The organism is Pseudomonas putida, from assembly GCF_028682635.1.
In the GTDB taxonomy this organism is placed as follows: Bacteria; Pseudomonadota; Gammaproteobacteria; order Pseudomonadales; family Pseudomonadaceae; genus Aquipseudomonas; species Aquipseudomonas putida_AE.
Genome location: NZ_JANHLK010000009.1, coordinates 101,899 through 116,207, shown reverse-complemented (window position 1 = coordinate 116,207; position 14,309 = coordinate 101,899). Strand labels below are relative to the sequence as shown.

General features: G+C 61.1%; 13 protein-coding genes and 1 pseudogene. 10 read left to right on the top strand and 4 right to left on the bottom strand.

Annotated features, from left to right (window positions below; genetic code table 11):
- Positions 1-107: 107 nt before the first annotated feature.
- The 5 genes from gshA (at position 108) to tauD (ending at position 5,496) form a co-directional block, all read left to right on the top strand.
- Positions 108-1,691: a glutamate--cysteine ligase gene (gshA, locus tag NPS56_RS13690; RefSeq protein WP_274075086.1), complete on the top strand. Its 1,584-nt coding sequence runs from the start codon at positions 108-110 to the stop codon at positions 1,689-1,691.
- Positions 1,692-1,910: 219 nt separating this feature from the next.
- Positions 1,911-2,888 (top strand): taurine ABC transporter substrate-binding protein, encoded by a 978-nt coding sequence (tauA, locus tag NPS56_RS13685; RefSeq protein WP_274075085.1) that lies wholly within the window; start codon positions 1,911-1,913, stop codon positions 2,886-2,888.
- A 16-nt stretch (positions 2,889-2,904) separates the two neighbouring features.
- Positions 2,905-3,699, top strand: coding sequence for a taurine ABC transporter ATP-binding subunit (gene tauB / locus NPS56_RS13680; protein ID WP_274075084.1), 795 nt, complete (start codon positions 2,905-2,907; stop codon positions 3,697-3,699).
- Positions 3,696-4,529, top strand: coding sequence for a taurine ABC transporter permease TauC (gene tauC / locus NPS56_RS13675; protein ID WP_274075083.1), 834 nt, complete (start codon positions 3,696-3,698; stop codon positions 4,527-4,529). Before tauB ends, tauC begins: the two co-directional genes overlap by 4 nt.
- Before the next feature lie 127 nt (positions 4,530-4,656).
- Positions 4,657-5,496, top strand: coding sequence for a taurine dioxygenase (gene tauD / locus NPS56_RS13670; protein WP_274075082.1), 840 nt, complete (start codon positions 4,657-4,659; stop codon positions 5,494-5,496).
- Positions 5,497-5,586: 90 nt separating this feature from the next.
- Here the strand turns inward: tauD and mgrA are convergent, their stop codons facing one another.
- Positions 5,587-6,624: an L-glyceraldehyde 3-phosphate reductase gene (gene mgrA, locus NPS56_RS13665; RefSeq protein WP_274075081.1), complete on the bottom strand. Its 1,038-nt coding sequence runs from the start codon at positions 6,622-6,624 to the stop codon at positions 5,587-5,589.
- Positions 6,625-6,749: 125 nt separating this feature from the next.
- Positions 6,750-6,878: pseudogene (locus NPS56_RS13660) on the bottom strand (LysR family transcriptional regulator); the annotation flags it as partial.
- 224 nt (positions 6,879-7,102) lie between these two features.
- Between NPS56_RS13660 and NPS56_RS13655 the strand changes: the two are divergent.
- Positions 7,103-7,363: a hypothetical protein gene (locus tag NPS56_RS13655; RefSeq protein WP_274075080.1), complete on the top strand. Its 261-nt coding sequence runs from the start codon at positions 7,103-7,105 to the stop codon at positions 7,361-7,363.
- A 6-nt stretch (positions 7,364-7,369) separates the two neighbouring features.
- Here NPS56_RS13655 and betT read toward each other — a convergent pair whose 3' ends face one another.
- Together betT and epsC are read right to left on the bottom strand one after the other, a co-directional pair.
- Complete coding sequence (betT, locus tag NPS56_RS13650) at positions 7,370-9,325, bottom strand: choline transporter BetT (protein ID WP_274075175.1); 1,956 nt, start codon at positions 9,323-9,325, stop codon at positions 7,370-7,372.
- A gap of 305 nt (positions 9,326-9,630) precedes the next feature.
- Positions 9,631-10,557: a serine O-acetyltransferase EpsC gene (epsC, locus tag NPS56_RS13645; RefSeq protein ID WP_046815348.1), complete on the bottom strand. Its 927-nt coding sequence runs from the start codon at positions 10,555-10,557 to the stop codon at positions 9,631-9,633.
- Positions 10,558-10,747: 190 nt separating this feature from the next.
- Here epsC and NPS56_RS13640 point away from each other — a divergent pair, with 190 nt between their 5' ends.
- The 4 genes from NPS56_RS13640 (at position 10,748) to tcyN (ending at position 14,258) form a co-directional block, all read left to right on the top strand.
- On the top strand, positions 10,748-11,740 hold the full coding sequence (locus NPS56_RS13640; RefSeq protein WP_274075079.1) for a D-cysteine desulfhydrase: 993 nt from the start codon (positions 10,748-10,750) through the stop codon (positions 11,738-11,740).
- Positions 11,741-12,032: 292 nt separating this feature from the next.
- Positions 12,033-12,833 (top strand): cystine ABC transporter substrate-binding protein, encoded by an 801-nt coding sequence (gene tcyJ, locus NPS56_RS13635; protein WP_274075078.1) that lies wholly within the window; start codon positions 12,033-12,035, stop codon positions 12,831-12,833.
- Positions 12,833-13,498, top strand: coding sequence for a cystine ABC transporter permease (gene tcyL / locus NPS56_RS13630; RefSeq protein WP_274075077.1), 666 nt, complete (start codon positions 12,833-12,835; stop codon positions 13,496-13,498). Before tcyJ ends, tcyL begins: the two co-directional genes overlap by 1 nt.
- Before the next feature lie 4 nt (positions 13,499-13,502).
- Positions 13,503-14,258 carry an L-cystine ABC transporter ATP-binding protein TcyN gene (gene tcyN, locus NPS56_RS13625; RefSeq protein ID WP_274075076.1) on the top strand — a complete coding sequence of 252 codons (756 nt, stop codon included), beginning with the start codon at positions 13,503-13,505 and terminating at the stop codon, positions 14,256-14,258.
- The last annotated feature ends 51 nt before the right edge of the window (positions 14,259-14,309 follow it).

The window sequence follows — 14,309 nt, the reverse complement described above, 5'->3', positions numbered from 1 at the left end:
TTGCGGCGAGTTCCAAAACCAGGCGAAAACGCCAGTTTTAACTTCACCCTTGTAGACCGTCTTGCCCACCCCCATATTGGGGCGACTGACGCGTGAAGGAATCCAACTTGAGCGAACTTCTCAACCGCCGCCTGGCTCTGCTCGGCGAGCGCGCAAACCTCTCTCTGCTCGAACAGTGCCTTCACGGCATCGAACGTGAATGCCTGCGCGTGACCGATGAAGGTCGCCTGGCGCAAACGCCGCACCCGGAAGAATTGGGTTCCGCGCTGACCAACGAACAGATCACCACCGATTATTCCGAGTCGCTGCTGGAGTTCATCACCCCGGCCCTGCCCGACCCGGCCGATACGCTGGCGAGCCTGGACAGCATTCACCGTTTTGCCTACAGCAAGCTCGGCAACGAGTACCTGTGGAGCCCCTCGATGCCGTGTCCGCTGCCGGCCGAGGAAGATATCCCGATCGCCTACTACGGCACGTCCAATATCGGTCAGCTCAAGTACGTCTATCGCAAGGGCCTGGCCCTGCGCTACGGCAAGACCATGCAGTGCATCGCCGGCATTCACTACAACTTTTCCCTGCCGGAAAAACTCTGGCCGCTGCTCAAGCAGGCCGAAGGCTTTGTCGGCACCGACCGCGACTATCAGTCGTCGTCCTACATCGCGCTGATCCGTAACTTCCGCCGCTACAGCTGGCTGCTGATGTACCTGTTCGGCGCATCCCCTGCGCTGGACGCCGGGTTCCTGCGTGGTCGCTCGCACCAGTTGGAACAGCTGGACCCGGATACCCTGTACCTGCCGTACGCCACCAGCCTGCGCATGAGCGACCTGGGTTACCAGAGCAACGCCCAGGCCGGCCTGACGCCGTGCTACAACGACCTGAACAGCTACACCGACAGCCTGCGCAAAGCGGTGGCGACACCCTATCCGCCTTATGTCGAAGTCGGCACCCATAAGGACGGTGAGTGGGTCCAGCTCAACACCAACATCCTGCAGATCGAGAACGAGTACTACTCCAACATCCGCCCGAAACGCGTGACCTACACCGGCGAGCGGCCGATCCAGGCGTTGGTGGCCCGCGGCATCCAGTACGTCGAAGTGCGCTGCCTGGACATCAACCCCTTCCTGCCGATGGGCATCGACCTCACCGAGTCGCGTTTCCTCGACGCGTTCCTGCTGTACTGCGCGCTGAACGACAGTCCGTTGCTGACCAACACCAGCTGCGGCAATGCGACCTCCAACTTCCTCAGCGTGGTCAAGGAAGGTCGTCGCCCGGGCCTGCAATTGCAACGCGACGGGCAACCGGTCGACCTGAAGGAGTGGGCCGGCCAATTGCTGGAGCGCATTGCCCCGCTGGCCGCGCTGCTGGATCAGAGCCACGGCGGCGACGCCCACAGCAAGGCGCTGGACGCACAGATGGCCAAGGTCCAGAACCCTGCCCTGACGCCATCGGCCCAGGTGCTGGCGGCCATGGCCGAGCACAAGGAAAGCTTTGCCCAGTTCTCCCTGCGCCAGAGCCGGGTACACGCGGAGTTTTTCCGCAGCGAGCCGTTGCCGGCCGAGCAACAGGCGAAGTTTGAAGAGCGGGCGCGTTCGTCGCTGGCTCAGCAAGCGGAGCTGGAGCAGAACGAAGTCGGTGATTTCGATGTGTTTGTCGGCTCGTACCAGGCGAGTATTCTGGCGATCAGCAATTAATCGAAAATCACGCAAAACCTGTAGGAGCTGGCTTGCCAGCGAAGGCGGTGCAACCGTCACACCGCGCCGCCTGGTTCGCCAGCAAGCCGGCTCCTACAAAGAGACTCTTAGAATTTTCCGCTCATAAGCTCATTCGAAAAAGTTATTTATTTTCGGATTCTTATATCATTTAGTCTCCTTTTCACGCCGACTCTCGGTCGCCTGACAAGGAGCTTCTCGATGAAACTGAATTTCCCTCTTCGCTTGCTGGCGGCCGCCTCCCTGGCTGCGGCGAGTCTGTTTGCCCAGGCGGCTGACGTGACCGTCGCTTACCAGACCACGGTAGACCCGGCAAAAGTCGCCCAGGCCGACGGCGCGTATGAAAAAGCCACCAAGGCCGACATCAACTGGCGCAAATTCGATAACGGTGCCGACATCATCGCCGCCATCGCCTCGGGTGACGTGCAGATCGGCTACCTCGGTTCCAGCCCGCTGACAGCCGCCATCACCCGCAAGGTGCCGGTGGAGACCTTCCTGATCGCCACCCAGATCGGCGCCGCCGAAGCCCTGGTGGCCCGCGACGGTTCCGGGATCAAGACCCCGCAGGACCTGATCGGCAAGAAAATCGCCGTACCGTTCGTGTCCACCGGCCACTACAGCCTGCTGGCCGCGCTCAAGCACTGGAACATCGACCCCTCGAAAGTCACCGTGCTCAACCTCGCTCCACCAGCCATCATTGCCGCGTGGAAACGCGGTGACATCGACGCCACTTACGTGTGGGACCCGGCCCTCGGTGTAGCCAAGGAAAACGGCAAAGTGCTGATCACCTCCGGCGAACTGGCCAAGTTCGGTGCGCCGACCTTCGATGCCTGGATCGTGCGCAAGGACTTCGCCGAGAAGCACCCGGAAATCGTCACCGCGTTCGCCAAAGTCACCCTGGATGCCTACGCCGATTACCGCAAGGACCCACAAGCCTGGCTGGCCAATCAAGGCAACGTCGACAAGCTGGTAAAACTCTCCGGTGCCAAGGCCAGCGACATTCCGCTGCTGCTGCAAGGCAACGTCTACCCACTGGCGGCTGACCAGGTGATCACCCTCGGCGCGCCGACCACCAAGGCCATCACCGACACCGCCGCGTTCCTCAAGGAACAAGGCAAGGTCGACGCTGTGCTGCCGGACTACGCGCCGTACGTCAGCGCCAAGTTCATCACGGATTGATCGGGAGTTAATGACGATGGCTTTGCTACAGCTGGAGCGCATCAGCGCACAGTACCCCGGCAGCCCTGCACCAGTGCTGGCGGATATTTCCCTGACCCTCGGCCCCCAGCAGTTGCTGGTGGCCCTCGGTCCGTCCGGCAGTGGCAAGACTTCGCTGTTGAACCTGATTGCCGGTTTCGTCGAGCCCAGCGCCGGGCGCATCACCCTTGACGGCGTGCCGGTCAAAGGGCCGAGCGCCGAACGCGGCGTGGTGTTCCAGGACGACGCCTTGCTGCCCTGGCAGGACGTGCTGGCCAACGTCGGTTTCGGCCTGGAATTGGCCGGCGTTGCCCGGGACCAACGCGAAGCCCGCGCAAGGGAAATGCTTTCGCTGGTGGACCTTTCCGGCTTCGAAAGCCGCCGTATCTGGCAACTCTCCGGCGGCCAGAAGCAACGTGTCGGCCTGGCCCGCGCGCTCGCTGCCGACCCGCGTGTGTTGCTGATGGACGAACCCTTCGGCGCCCTCGACGCCTTCACCCGCGAACAGATGCAGGAGCTGCTGCTGCAAGTCTGGCGGCGCACCGCCAAGCCGGTGTTCCTGATTACCCACGACATTGAAGAAGCGGTGTTTCTCGCCACGGATCTGATTCTGCTGGCGCCGAATCCCGGGCAGATCGTCGAGCGACTGCAGCTGGATTTCGGCCAGCGCTACGCCGCGGGGGAATCGGCACGGTCGATCAAGTCCGATCCGCGCTTTATCGAAACCCGCGAACACGTACTCGCCAAAGTGTTCTCCCAACGCAGCGCCGCCCAGCGGCAGGAGCGCGCATGAGCAGCTACGAAATTCCCGCCGCAGCGGTTAAACCAGGTTCCACGGTCACGCCCCTGCGCCGCAGTTTGAGCACTCGCTGGATCAGCGTGCTGACCCTGGTCGCGCTCGTTGCCATCTGGTGGGCGGTCACCGCCACTGGAATGATCGAACCACTGTTTCTGCCGCCACCGTCCGCCGTGCTGCAAAAAGGCTGGTTGCTGGTCACCAGCGGCTACATGGATTCGACCTTGTGGCAGCACCTGGGCGCGAGCCTCAGCCGCATCGGCCTGGGCCTCGGCTTCGCGGTGCTGACCGCCGTTCCGGTAGGCATCGCCATCGGTGCCAACCGGATTGCCCGGGGCGTGCTGGATCCTTTGATCGAGTTCTACCGCCCTATTCCTCCGCTGGCTTACCTGCCGCTGATCGTGATCTGGTGCGGCATCGGTGAGTTGTCGAAAGTGCTGCTGATCTACCTGGCGATTTTCGCCCCGATCGCCATCGCTACAGCGACCGGCGTGCGCACGGTAGACCCGGCGAAATTGCGCGCCGCGCAGTCACTGGGTGCGACCCGCGCGCAGTTGATTCGCCATGTGATCCTGCCCAGTGCCTTGCCGGATATCTTGACTGGCGTGCGCATTGGCCTCGGAGTTGGTTGGTCGACACTGGTGGCCGCCGAACTGATCGCCGCCACCAGCGGCCTGGGTTTCATGGTGCAGTCGGCTGCGCAGTTCCTGGTCACCGATGTGGTGGTGCTGGGGATTCTGGTGATCGCGCTGATTGCCTTCGCCATGGAGATGGGCCTGCGCGCCTTGCAACGCAAACTGGTGCCATGGCACGGCCAGGCTCACTGATTTTTAAATGTGGGAGCGGGCTTGCTCGCGAAAGCGGTGTGACAGTCACTTTTTGTTGCCTGACAGTCTGCATTCGCGAGCAAGCCCGCTCCCACAAAAAGCACGCCCCGGATTGAAGAGAACCACCATGAGCCACCTGACCATCGTCCCTCTAAGCTCGGCCCTCGGCGCGCAAATCAGCGGCGTCGACGTCAGCCAGCCGCTGAACCTGGAACAACGCGACGCCATAGAGCAGGCGCTGCTCAAGCATCAGGTGCTGTTCTTCCGTGACCAGCCGATCACGCCGCAGCAGCAGGCGCGATTCGCCGCCAATTTCGGCGACCTGCACATTCATCCGATCTACCCGAACGTGCCGGATCAACCTGAGGTACTGATCCTCGACACCGCCGTCACAGACGTGCGCGACAACGCCATCTGGCACACCGACGTGACCTTCCTACCAACCCCGGCCATGGGCGCGGTGCTCAGCGCCAAGCTGCTGCCGGAGTTTGGCGGCGATACCCTGTGGGCCAGCGGCATCGCGGCGTATGAAGCCCTGTCGGCGCCGATGAAAACCCTGCTCGAAGGACTGACCGCTACCCATGACTTCACCCGTTCGTTTCCGCTGGAGCGCTATGGCAACACGCCTGAAGCGCTGGCCCAATGGGAAGAGGCACGGCGCAAGAATCCGCCGCTGTCGCACCCGGTGATCCGCACGCATCCGGTGAGCGGGCGTCGCTCACTGTTCGTCAACGAGGGCTTCACCTCGAAGATCAACGAGCTATCGGACACCGAGAGCGAGGCGATCCTCAAGTTCCTGTTCGCCCATTCGACCCGGCCGGAATTCACCATTCGCTGGCGCTGGCAGAAAGACGACATCGCGTTCTGGGACAACCGCGTGACCCAGCATTACGCGGTGGATGACTATCGCCCGGCGCGGCGGGTGATGCAGCGGGCGACGGTGTTGGGGGATGTGCCGTTTTTTTAAGATCAAAAGATCGCAGCCTGCGGCAGCTCCTACATGGAAATGCGTTCCCCTGTAGGAGCTGCCGCAGGCTGCGATCTTTTGCTTTACAGCTTACTCAGCGGTAGAAGGCTTCTCCCAAAGATTGATCCCACCCTCCTGGGCAAACCGGTCAATCTCCGCCAGCTCCTCAGCACTGAAACTCAGGTTCTTCAACGCCCCGACGTTCTCGATGATCTGCTCCGGCCGGCTGGCACCGATCAGCGCCGAGGTCACCCGCGGGTCACGCAGGGTCCAGGCCAGCGCCAGTTGCGCCAGGCTCTGGCCACGACGCCTGGCGATCTCGTTGAGTGCACGCACATGCGCAATGTTGGCCTCGGACAAGTGCGAGGCCTGCAACGAACCACCGCCAGGACGGTTGACCCGCGCATCCGCCGGCACGCCGTTGAGGTACTTGTCCGTCAGCAAACCCTGGGCCAGCGGTGTGAATGCAATGACACCGGTGCCGAGTTCATCGGTGGTGTCCAGCAGGTCCTTTTCCACCCAACGATTAAGCAGGTTGTAAGCCGGTTGGTGAATCAACAGCGGTACTTTCCACTCTTTGAGCAACGCCGCCATTTCACGGGTTTTCACCCCGGAATAAGACGAGATGCCGATGTACAGCGCCTTGCCCTGTTGCACCGCCGTGGCCAGCGCGCTGGCGGTTTCCTCCAGCGGGGTGTCGGGGTCGAAACGGTGGGAGTAGAAAATATCCACGTAGTCCAGGCCCAGGCGCTGCAGGCTCTGGTCGAGACTGGCAAGCACGTACTTGCGCGAGCCGCCGCCCTGACCGTAAGGGCCGGGCCACATGTCCCAACCGGCCTTGCTGGAAATGATCAGCTCGTCGCGGTACTGCTTGAAGTCTTCACGCAGCAAACGGCCGAAATTGATCTCGGCACTGCCGTACGGAGGGCCGTAGTTGTTTGCCAGGTCAAAATGGTTGATCCCAAGGTCGAAAGCCGTGCGCAACAACGCGCGCTGGGTATCGATCGGCGTGCTGTCGCCGAAGTTGTGCCACAGGCCCAGGGACAGCGCCGGCAGTACCAGACCGCTGCGGCCAACGCGGCGGTAGGGGATGGAGTCGTAGCGGTTTTCGGCAGCGGTGTAAGTCATCGAATCCTCTCTTGTCTGTCTTGAATCTGGTCTCGACTGCTTTGCCAGTCGCCCAGCATACGCCCAGACAAACGCCAGAAAACCTGAGACTCGAAAAATGGCTGAAACGTTTCACATTTTTCCATTCAAACGGCCCCCGCAAACACCTCCCCCAACCAATCCACAAACACCCGAACCCGTGGCGACATGTGCCGGTTGTGCGGGCACTGGATCAGGCCCAGTCCGGCGATCGCTGAGGCGACATAAATTTCCGCGGCCGGATTCGGCTTGGGTCAACGGGCAGATTCTGCGAGTGAATGGTGGGTTGGTTTAACTATGCTCAAACCGATATCGAGGTGACCCATTCGCGAGCAAGCCCGCTCCCACATTGATCCCGGTTGCTCACAAGATTAATGTTCAAAGGAGATACCCTGTGGGAGCGGGCTTGCTCGCGAAGGCGGCCGACCAGTCAATACACATCCGGCAGGCAAAACACACCATGCACACCACCATCATCATCACTTTCGGCCTGATCCTGCTCGCCCTGATGCTGTACATCGGCGAAAAGATCGGCTTTCCCCGCCAGGTCCTCGCCTACAGCTTCATCGTGCTGTGGCTGGCCCTGACGCTGATCAATGGCGCGGTGGGCATGGTGCATGCCGGCCAGCCGTTGGGCACGGAGCTGGTGGTGGGCAGCGCCGTGTTCGGTATCCCCGTGGCGGCGCTGGTGTTGTTCATGGTGATGACCACCGAGGCCTAGACCCGCTCAACGCACCAGGTGCAAGAACTGCATGTGCCGTTCGTACTGGTCAAGGATGTCGTTGATGATCTGTTCCTTGGTGTATCCCACCAGATCGTAGTTCTGACTGCCCTCGCTCAAATGCACTTCGGCCCGGTAATAGCGCCGGTTGTTGAGTTCCTTGGAGCCCATGCCGCCGCGGGCGAATGACGGCGTAAAGTAGCCGCGCATCTGTACCTGATAGATGAACGGGTGTTCGTCGCCGTGACCGATTTCCAGGCTGACGCTGTCATTGACCGGCTCAGGGTGAGTCACGACCTTCAGGCCCTTTTCGATAAACACCGCCGACACCTCTTCGATGGCCGGGCGTATCGTCGAATCGAGGAAGCGATAGACCTCGTCCCGCGACGGGAAATGCACCGCCTGACTCAAGCGCTGGCGCCAACCACCGCGCCGCGAACCGGACACCGGCGCCAGGGAATGCATCTGCGCAATCTGCTTCTGCGATTCCAGATAAAACGCTTTATGCAGGCCCCACATCATCAACAGCAAAATCAGCGAGAACGGCAGCGAAGTCAGGACCACGGCGGACTTCAACGCATCGATGCTGCCGGAAAACAGCAGCGCACTGGTCACCAGCGCAGTCATTGCGCCCCAGAACACCCGCAGCCATTTCGGCCCGTCTTCATCCGGGTTGCCACCCTTGGCGGACAGCGTCGACAACACCACGGTGCCGGAATCGGCAGAGGTGACGAAGAACACGAAGCTGATGAACACCGTGACCGCGATCACGGTCTTGCTCCACGGGTAGGTTTCCAGCAGCAGGTAGAGGGTCATCGACGGGTTGTCGATGGCCGACATGCCCAGCGCCGTCATGCCGTGGTTGAGCACCTGATCGATGGCGCTGTTGCCGAAGATCGACATCCACGCCAGGGTGAAGCCCAGCGGAATCAGGAGCACGCCGAAGACGAACTCGCGGATGGTGCGGCCACGGGAAATCCGTGCAATGAACAGGCCCACGAACGGCGACCAGGCGATCCACCAGGCCCAGTAGAACACCGTCCAGCCACCCAGCCAGTCGCTAGGCTTGTCGTAGGCGTAGAGGTCGAAACTCTTCATCGGCAAGGCGCCGAGGTAGTCGCCGACGTTCTGGATCAGGGTATTGAGCAGGTGCTGGGTGGGCCCGGCGAACAACACGAACAGCAGCAGCGCACAGGCCAGCAGCATGTTGATGTCGGACATGACCCGCACGCCCTTGTCGACGCCGGACACCGCGACGATGATCGCCGCGCCCATCATCAGCGTGATCAGGCCGACCTGGATCCACTGGGTGTGAGCAATGCCGAACAGGTAGTCCAGGCCCGAGTTAAGGTGCAACACGCCAAAGCCCATGTCGGCACCGAGACCGAACACCGTGGCGATGATGCCAAAGCCGTCCACCGCGTAACCGATGGGGCCATTGATGCGCTTGCCGATCAGCGGGTACAGCGCCGAGCGCAAGGCCAGCGGCAGGTTATGCCGGTAGGCGAAGTAGGCCAGCGCCATGCCGACAAAGGCGAACACGCCCCAGCCATGCAGGCCCCAGTGCAGGAACAGGATCTGCATCGCCTGCCGCGCCGCATCCGCCGTGCCGGCCTCGCCCTGGGGCGGTTGCAGCATATGGGTCAGGGGCTCGGACACGCAGAAGAAAAACAGCGTGATGCTGATCCCGGCGGCGAACAGCATGCCGGCCCAGGACAGATAACTGAATTCGGGCTCGTCGTGGTCGGCACCGAGTTTTATCTTGCCGTAGCCCGATAACGCGGTGACCACCACGAAGACCAGATACAGGGTCATCGCCAGCATGTAGTACCAGCCAACCGTGTTGGCCGCCCAGTTTTGCGCCGCCAGCAGCCAGGCGCCGGCCTGTTCGGGCATGGCAATGACCACGATGCCGAACAGCAGAATGAAGGTCGCCGCGAAGTAGAACACCGGCGGATTCATGCGGACCAGGCCGCTTGGGGGAATGGACGATGCACTCATTGCAGGTGCACCTCGAAGGGGTCAATCGTGGCTGTAGAAATCGGACTCAGCAAAGGCAAGCCTCCTGTTGTGAGCGGGCAGCGAACCACCGGTTTAACTTGAATGAACGTTCAAGTTAAACATGAATAGGGGGCTAAGGACTAATTCCAGAGCTCGGCGGTCATGCTTTTGTAGGAGCTGCCGTAGGCTGCGATCTTTTGATTTTGGTTTTGCGGAGCGCTTAAAAGATCGCAGCCTCGTTGCACGAGACAGCTCCTACACAGCTCCTACTTCTGAGCCCCGTCATCCAGTTGCAGATTGGCCTGGGTCAGGTTACTGCCCGCTGGCACACTGCGGGTCAGCCAGACATTGCCGCCAATGGTCGAGCCCTTGCCGATAGTGATCCGCCCCAGAATCGTCGCCCCGGCGTAAATCACCACGTCATCCTCGACGATCGGATGCCGCGCCTGGCCCTTCTGCAACTGGCCGTCTTCATCCGCCGGAAAGCGCTTGGCACCCAAGGTTACCGCCTGATAAATCCGCACCCGCTCGCCGATGATCGCGGTCTCGCCGATCACCACACCAGTCCCGTGGTCGATGAAGAAACTGCGACCGATCTGCGCGCCCGGGTGAATGTCGATGCCGGTGGCCGAATGCGCGATTTCCGCGCTGATCCGAGCCAGCAAGGGCAAGCCCGCACGATATAGATGATGAGCCAGGCGATGGTGAATCACCGCCAGAATGCCGGGATAGCACAGCAACACTTCATCGACGCTACGCGCCGCCGGATCGCCGTGATAAGCCGCCAGAACGTCGGTGTCCAACAGGCTGCGCAGCCCAGGCAACGCGAGGGCGAAGTCCTGGATGATCTGAATGGTTTTGGCCTCGACCTCGGTGTCGGCCTGGGCGCTGTGACGGGCGGCATAGCGCAATTCGAGCCGCGCCTGCGCCAGCAATGCATTCAACGCCACATCGAGGGTGTGGCCCACGTAGAAATCCTCACTCTCTTCGCGCAAGTCTACCGGCCCCAGGCGCATAGGGAACAGCGCCCCGCAGAGTGCTTCGAGAATGTCCGCCATTGCTGCCCGCGACGGCAATTCGCGACCACCCTGCTCACCGCTGGCGCGGCCGTTTTGTGCACGCCACTGCTCACGTGCCGTACGCAGCTGGCTGACGATGGTTTGCAACTGCCAATGGCTGGAACGCTCACTCACGGTAAAAACTCCTCACGGGCGGCCGGACAGTCTGGCCGCACTGACGGCGATTACTTTACGGCAAGGCCCGCAAGCAAAATTAAGAACCAATTGTGCTGTCGTAATTACAATCGGCTATAAGCGATTCACGGTTGCCCCGACAAAGTGGCGTGCCTATAGTCCAGAGACCTTCCACCGCCAGTACGGACCCATGATCAAACAACAGCTTGCCCGCTTCAACCGTCTAGACCTGCTGGGCCAACCGACCGCCCTCGAAAAACTCGAACGCTTGTCGGCCTGGCTGGGGCGCGACGTCTACGTCAAACGCGATGACCTGACCCCACTGGCGATGGGCGGCAACAAGCTGCGCAAACTCGAATATTTGGCGGCCGATGCCCTGGCCCAGGGCGCAGATACCTTGATCACGGCGGGAGCGCTGCAGTCCAACCATGTACGCCAGACCGCTGCCATTGCGGCCAAGCTGGGTCTGGGCTGCGTGGCCCTGCTGGAAAACCCCCTGGGCACCGACGACGCCAATTATGTCGGCAACGGCAATCGGCTGTTGCTGGATCTGTTCGATGCCAAGGTCGAGCTGGTCGAAAATCTGGATAACGCCGACGAGCAATTGCAATCCCTGGCTGCTCGCCTGCGCAGCAACGGCAAGAAGCCGTATCTGGTGCCGATCGGTGGCTCCAATGCGCTGGGCGCCCTGGGTTACGTGCGAGCCGGTCTGGAACTGGCCGAACAGATCAAGGACACCGGACTGAATTTCGCCGCCGTCGTCCTCGCCTCGGGCAGCGCCGGAACCCACAGCGGCCTGGCATTGGCGTTGAGCGAAGTATTGCCGGAATTGCCAGTCATCGGCGTCACGGTTTCGCGCAGCGATGAAGACCAGCGGCCAAAGGTCCAGGGCCTGGCTGAACGTACCGCCGAGTTGCTGGGGGTGACGTTGCCGGAGAGTTTCAAGGTCGAGTTGTGGGACGAGTATTTCTCGCCACGTTACGGCGAGCCCAATGCCGGCACGCTGGCAGCGGTGAAGCTGCTGGCCGGCCAGGAAGGCCTGTTACTGGACCCGGTCTACACTGGCAAGGCCATGGCGGGGTTGCTGGACGGGATCGGACGTTCACGTTTCGATGAGGGCCCGATCATCTTCCTGCACACCGGCGGGGCGCCAGCGTTGTTTGCCTATACGAGCTTCTTGTAAGAACCAAGATCAAAAGATCGCAGCCTTCGGCAGCTCCTACAGATGTACGCAATCCCCTGTAGGAGCTGCCGAAGGCTGCGATCTTTTCATCAGACAACTCATATTCCTTTAAGAAATAAGAAAAATAGAATTTATTATTTTCTAATCTAAAAGCACCATCATATAGTCACGCCGCAGGCGAATTTGCAGCGAGACGCATACGCTGCTTTAGGGCAGGATATCGCAGTCGTCCAAATCCCGAATTTGCCAACTTTCCTTAAGCGTCTTCCATAAGAAAACACAGGGGCTTGTCATGAATTTTTCCGCACTACGTCGAAATCTGCTGGTGGGTTCGCTGGGCCTGGCCCTCAGTGCCGGCCTGATTGGCCAGACAGTGGCCGGTGAGCAACTGCAACAAATCAAGGACAAAGGCGTGATCAACGTCGGCCTGGAAGGCACCTACCCACCGTTCAGCTTCGTCGACGCCGACGGCAAACTGACCGGCTTCGAAGTCGAATTCTCCGAAGCCCTGGCCAAAGAGCTGGGTGTGAAGGTCAAGCTGCAACCGACCAAATGGGACGGCATCCTCGCGGCACTGGAATCCAAGCGCCTGGACGCGGTGATCAACCAGGTGACCATCTCCGAAGAGCGCAAGAAGAAGTATGACTTCTCCGAGCCCTACACCGTTTCCGGGATCCAGGCGCTGGTACTGACCAAGAAAGCCGCCGAACTGAACATCAAGTCCGCGGCCGACCTGGGTGGCAAGAAAGTCGGCGTGGGCCTGGGCACCAACTACGAGCAGTGGGTCAAGGCCAACGTGCCGACCGCTGACGTGCGCACCTATGAAGACGATCCGACCAAGTTCCAGGACCTGCGTGTCGGCCGTATCGACGCCATCCTGATCGACCGTCTGGCCGCCCTGGAATACGCCAAGAAAGCCAAGGACACCACCGCTGCCGGTGAAGCGTTCTCCCGCCAGGAGGCCGGCATTGCCCTGCGCAAAGGCGAGCCTGAACTGCTGGCAGCCGTGAACAAGGCGATCGACAAGCTGCGCGCCGACGGCACGCTGAAAAAGCTTTCGGAAAAATACTTCAGCGCTGACGTCACTCAATAATGGAAGAAGCTTTTCAACTCGCACTGGACTCCCTGCCCTTCCTGCTCAAGGGGGCCTACTACACGGTCATCTTGAGCCTGGGCGGGATGTTCTTCGGCCTGGTGATGGGCTTCGGCCTGGCACTGATGCGCCTGTCGCGCTTCAAGCTGATCAGCTGGATCGCCCGCATCTACGTGTCGTTCTTTCGCGGTACGCCGTTGCTGGTGCAACTGTTCGTGATCTATTACGGCCTGCCGCAATTGGGCATGGAACTCGACCCGCTGCCGGCGGCCCTGATCGGCTTCTCGCTGAACATGGCCGCCTACGCCTGTGAAATCCTGCGTTCGGCGATCAGTTCCATCGAGCGCGGCCAGTGGGAAGCTGCTGCCAGTATCGGCATGACCCGCGCGCAAACACTGCGCCGGGCCATCCTGCCGCAGGCGATGCGCACCGCATTGCCGCCACTGGGCAACAGCTTCATTTCACTGGTCAAGGACACCGCGCTGGCGGCCACCATTCAGGTGCCGGAGCTGTTCCGCCAGGCGCAGCTGATCACCGCCCGTACCTTTGAAGTCTTCACCATGTACCTTGCCGCCGCGCTGATCTACTGGGTCCTGGCCACGGTGCTGTCGCACCTGCAGAACCAGCTGGAAGCACGGGTCAACCGGCACGACCAGGAGTCCTGACCCCATGATTGTCGTGGAAAAACTGACAAAGCAGTTCAAGGGTCAAGTGGTGCTCAACGGCATCGATCTGCAAGTGAAGGAAGGCGAGGTGGTGGCGATCATCGGGCCAAGCGGCTCGGGCAAGACCACCTTCCTGCGCTGCCTGAACTTCCTCGAAGAACCCACCAGCGGCCGGATCAAGGTCGGCGACATCGAGATCGATACCAGCCGCCCGCTTAACCAGCAACAGAGCCTGGTGCGCCGTTTGCGCCAGCACGTGGGCTTCGTGTTCCAGAACTTCAACCTGTTCCCCCACCGCACCGCCCTGGAAAACGTTATCGAAGGCCCGATCATCGTCAAGAAGATCGCGCACGCCGAGGCCGTTGCCCTGGGTAAAAAGCTGTTGGCCAGGGTCGGCCTGGCAGGCAAGGAAGACGCTTACCCGCGCCGCCTTTCCGGTGGTCAGCAACAGCGTGTGGCGATCGCCCGCGCGTTGGCGATGGAGCCGGAAGTGATCCTGTTCGATGAACCGACCTCGGCGCTCGACCCGGAGCTGGTGGGCGAAGTCCTGTCGACCATTCGCAGCCTGGCCGAGGAGAATCGCACCATGGTCATCGTCACCCACGAAATGGGGTTTGCCCGCGACGTGGCCAATCGCGTGGTGTTTTTCGACAAGGGCGTGATCGTCGAACAAGGCGAAGCGAAGGCGTTGTTTGCCAACCCCAAGGAAGAACGCACGAAACAGTTTCTCAGCAAGTTCCTGAACAACGCCCACAACTAAACCTCTCGTAACATCGGTCAACTTCCATGGATGGAAGTGCCACCCTCCCCG

Bases quoted from the DNA above. Each gene is read 5' to 3' on its own strand.
- tauA (WP_274075085.1), top strand. From the start codon at position 1,911: ATGAAACTGAATTTCCCTCTTCGCTTGCTGGCGGCCGCCTCCCTGGCT.
- tauB (WP_274075084.1), top strand. From the start codon at position 2,905: ATGGCTTTGCTACAGCTGGAGCGCATCAGCGCACAGTACCCCGGCAGC.
- tauC (WP_274075083.1), top strand. From the start codon at position 3,696: ATGAGCAGCTACGAAATTCCCGCCGCAGCGGTTAAACCAGGTTCCACG.
- tauD (WP_274075082.1), top strand. From the start codon at position 4,657: ATGAGCCACCTGACCATCGTCCCTCTAAGCTCGGCCCTCGGCGCGCAA.
- mgrA (WP_274075081.1), bottom strand. From the start codon at position 6,624: ATGACTTACACCGCTGCCGAAAACCGCTACGACTCCATCCCCTACCGC.
- NPS56_RS13655 (WP_274075080.1), top strand. From the start codon at position 7,103: ATGCACACCACCATCATCATCACTTTCGGCCTGATCCTGCTCGCCCTG.
- betT (WP_274075175.1), bottom strand. From the start codon at position 9,325: ATGAATCCGCCGGTGTTCTACTTCGCGGCGACCTTCATTCTGCTGTTC.
- NPS56_RS13640 (WP_274075079.1), top strand. From the start codon at position 10,748: ATGATCAAACAACAGCTTGCCCGCTTCAACCGTCTAGACCTGCTGGGC.
- tcyJ (WP_274075078.1), top strand. From the start codon at position 12,033: ATGAATTTTTCCGCACTACGTCGAAATCTGCTGGTGGGTTCGCTGGGC.
- tcyL (WP_274075077.1), top strand. From the start codon at position 12,833: ATGGAAGAAGCTTTTCAACTCGCACTGGACTCCCTGCCCTTCCTGCTC.
- tcyN (WP_274075076.1), top strand. From the start codon at position 13,503: ATGATTGTCGTGGAAAAACTGACAAAGCAGTTCAAGGGTCAAGTGGTG.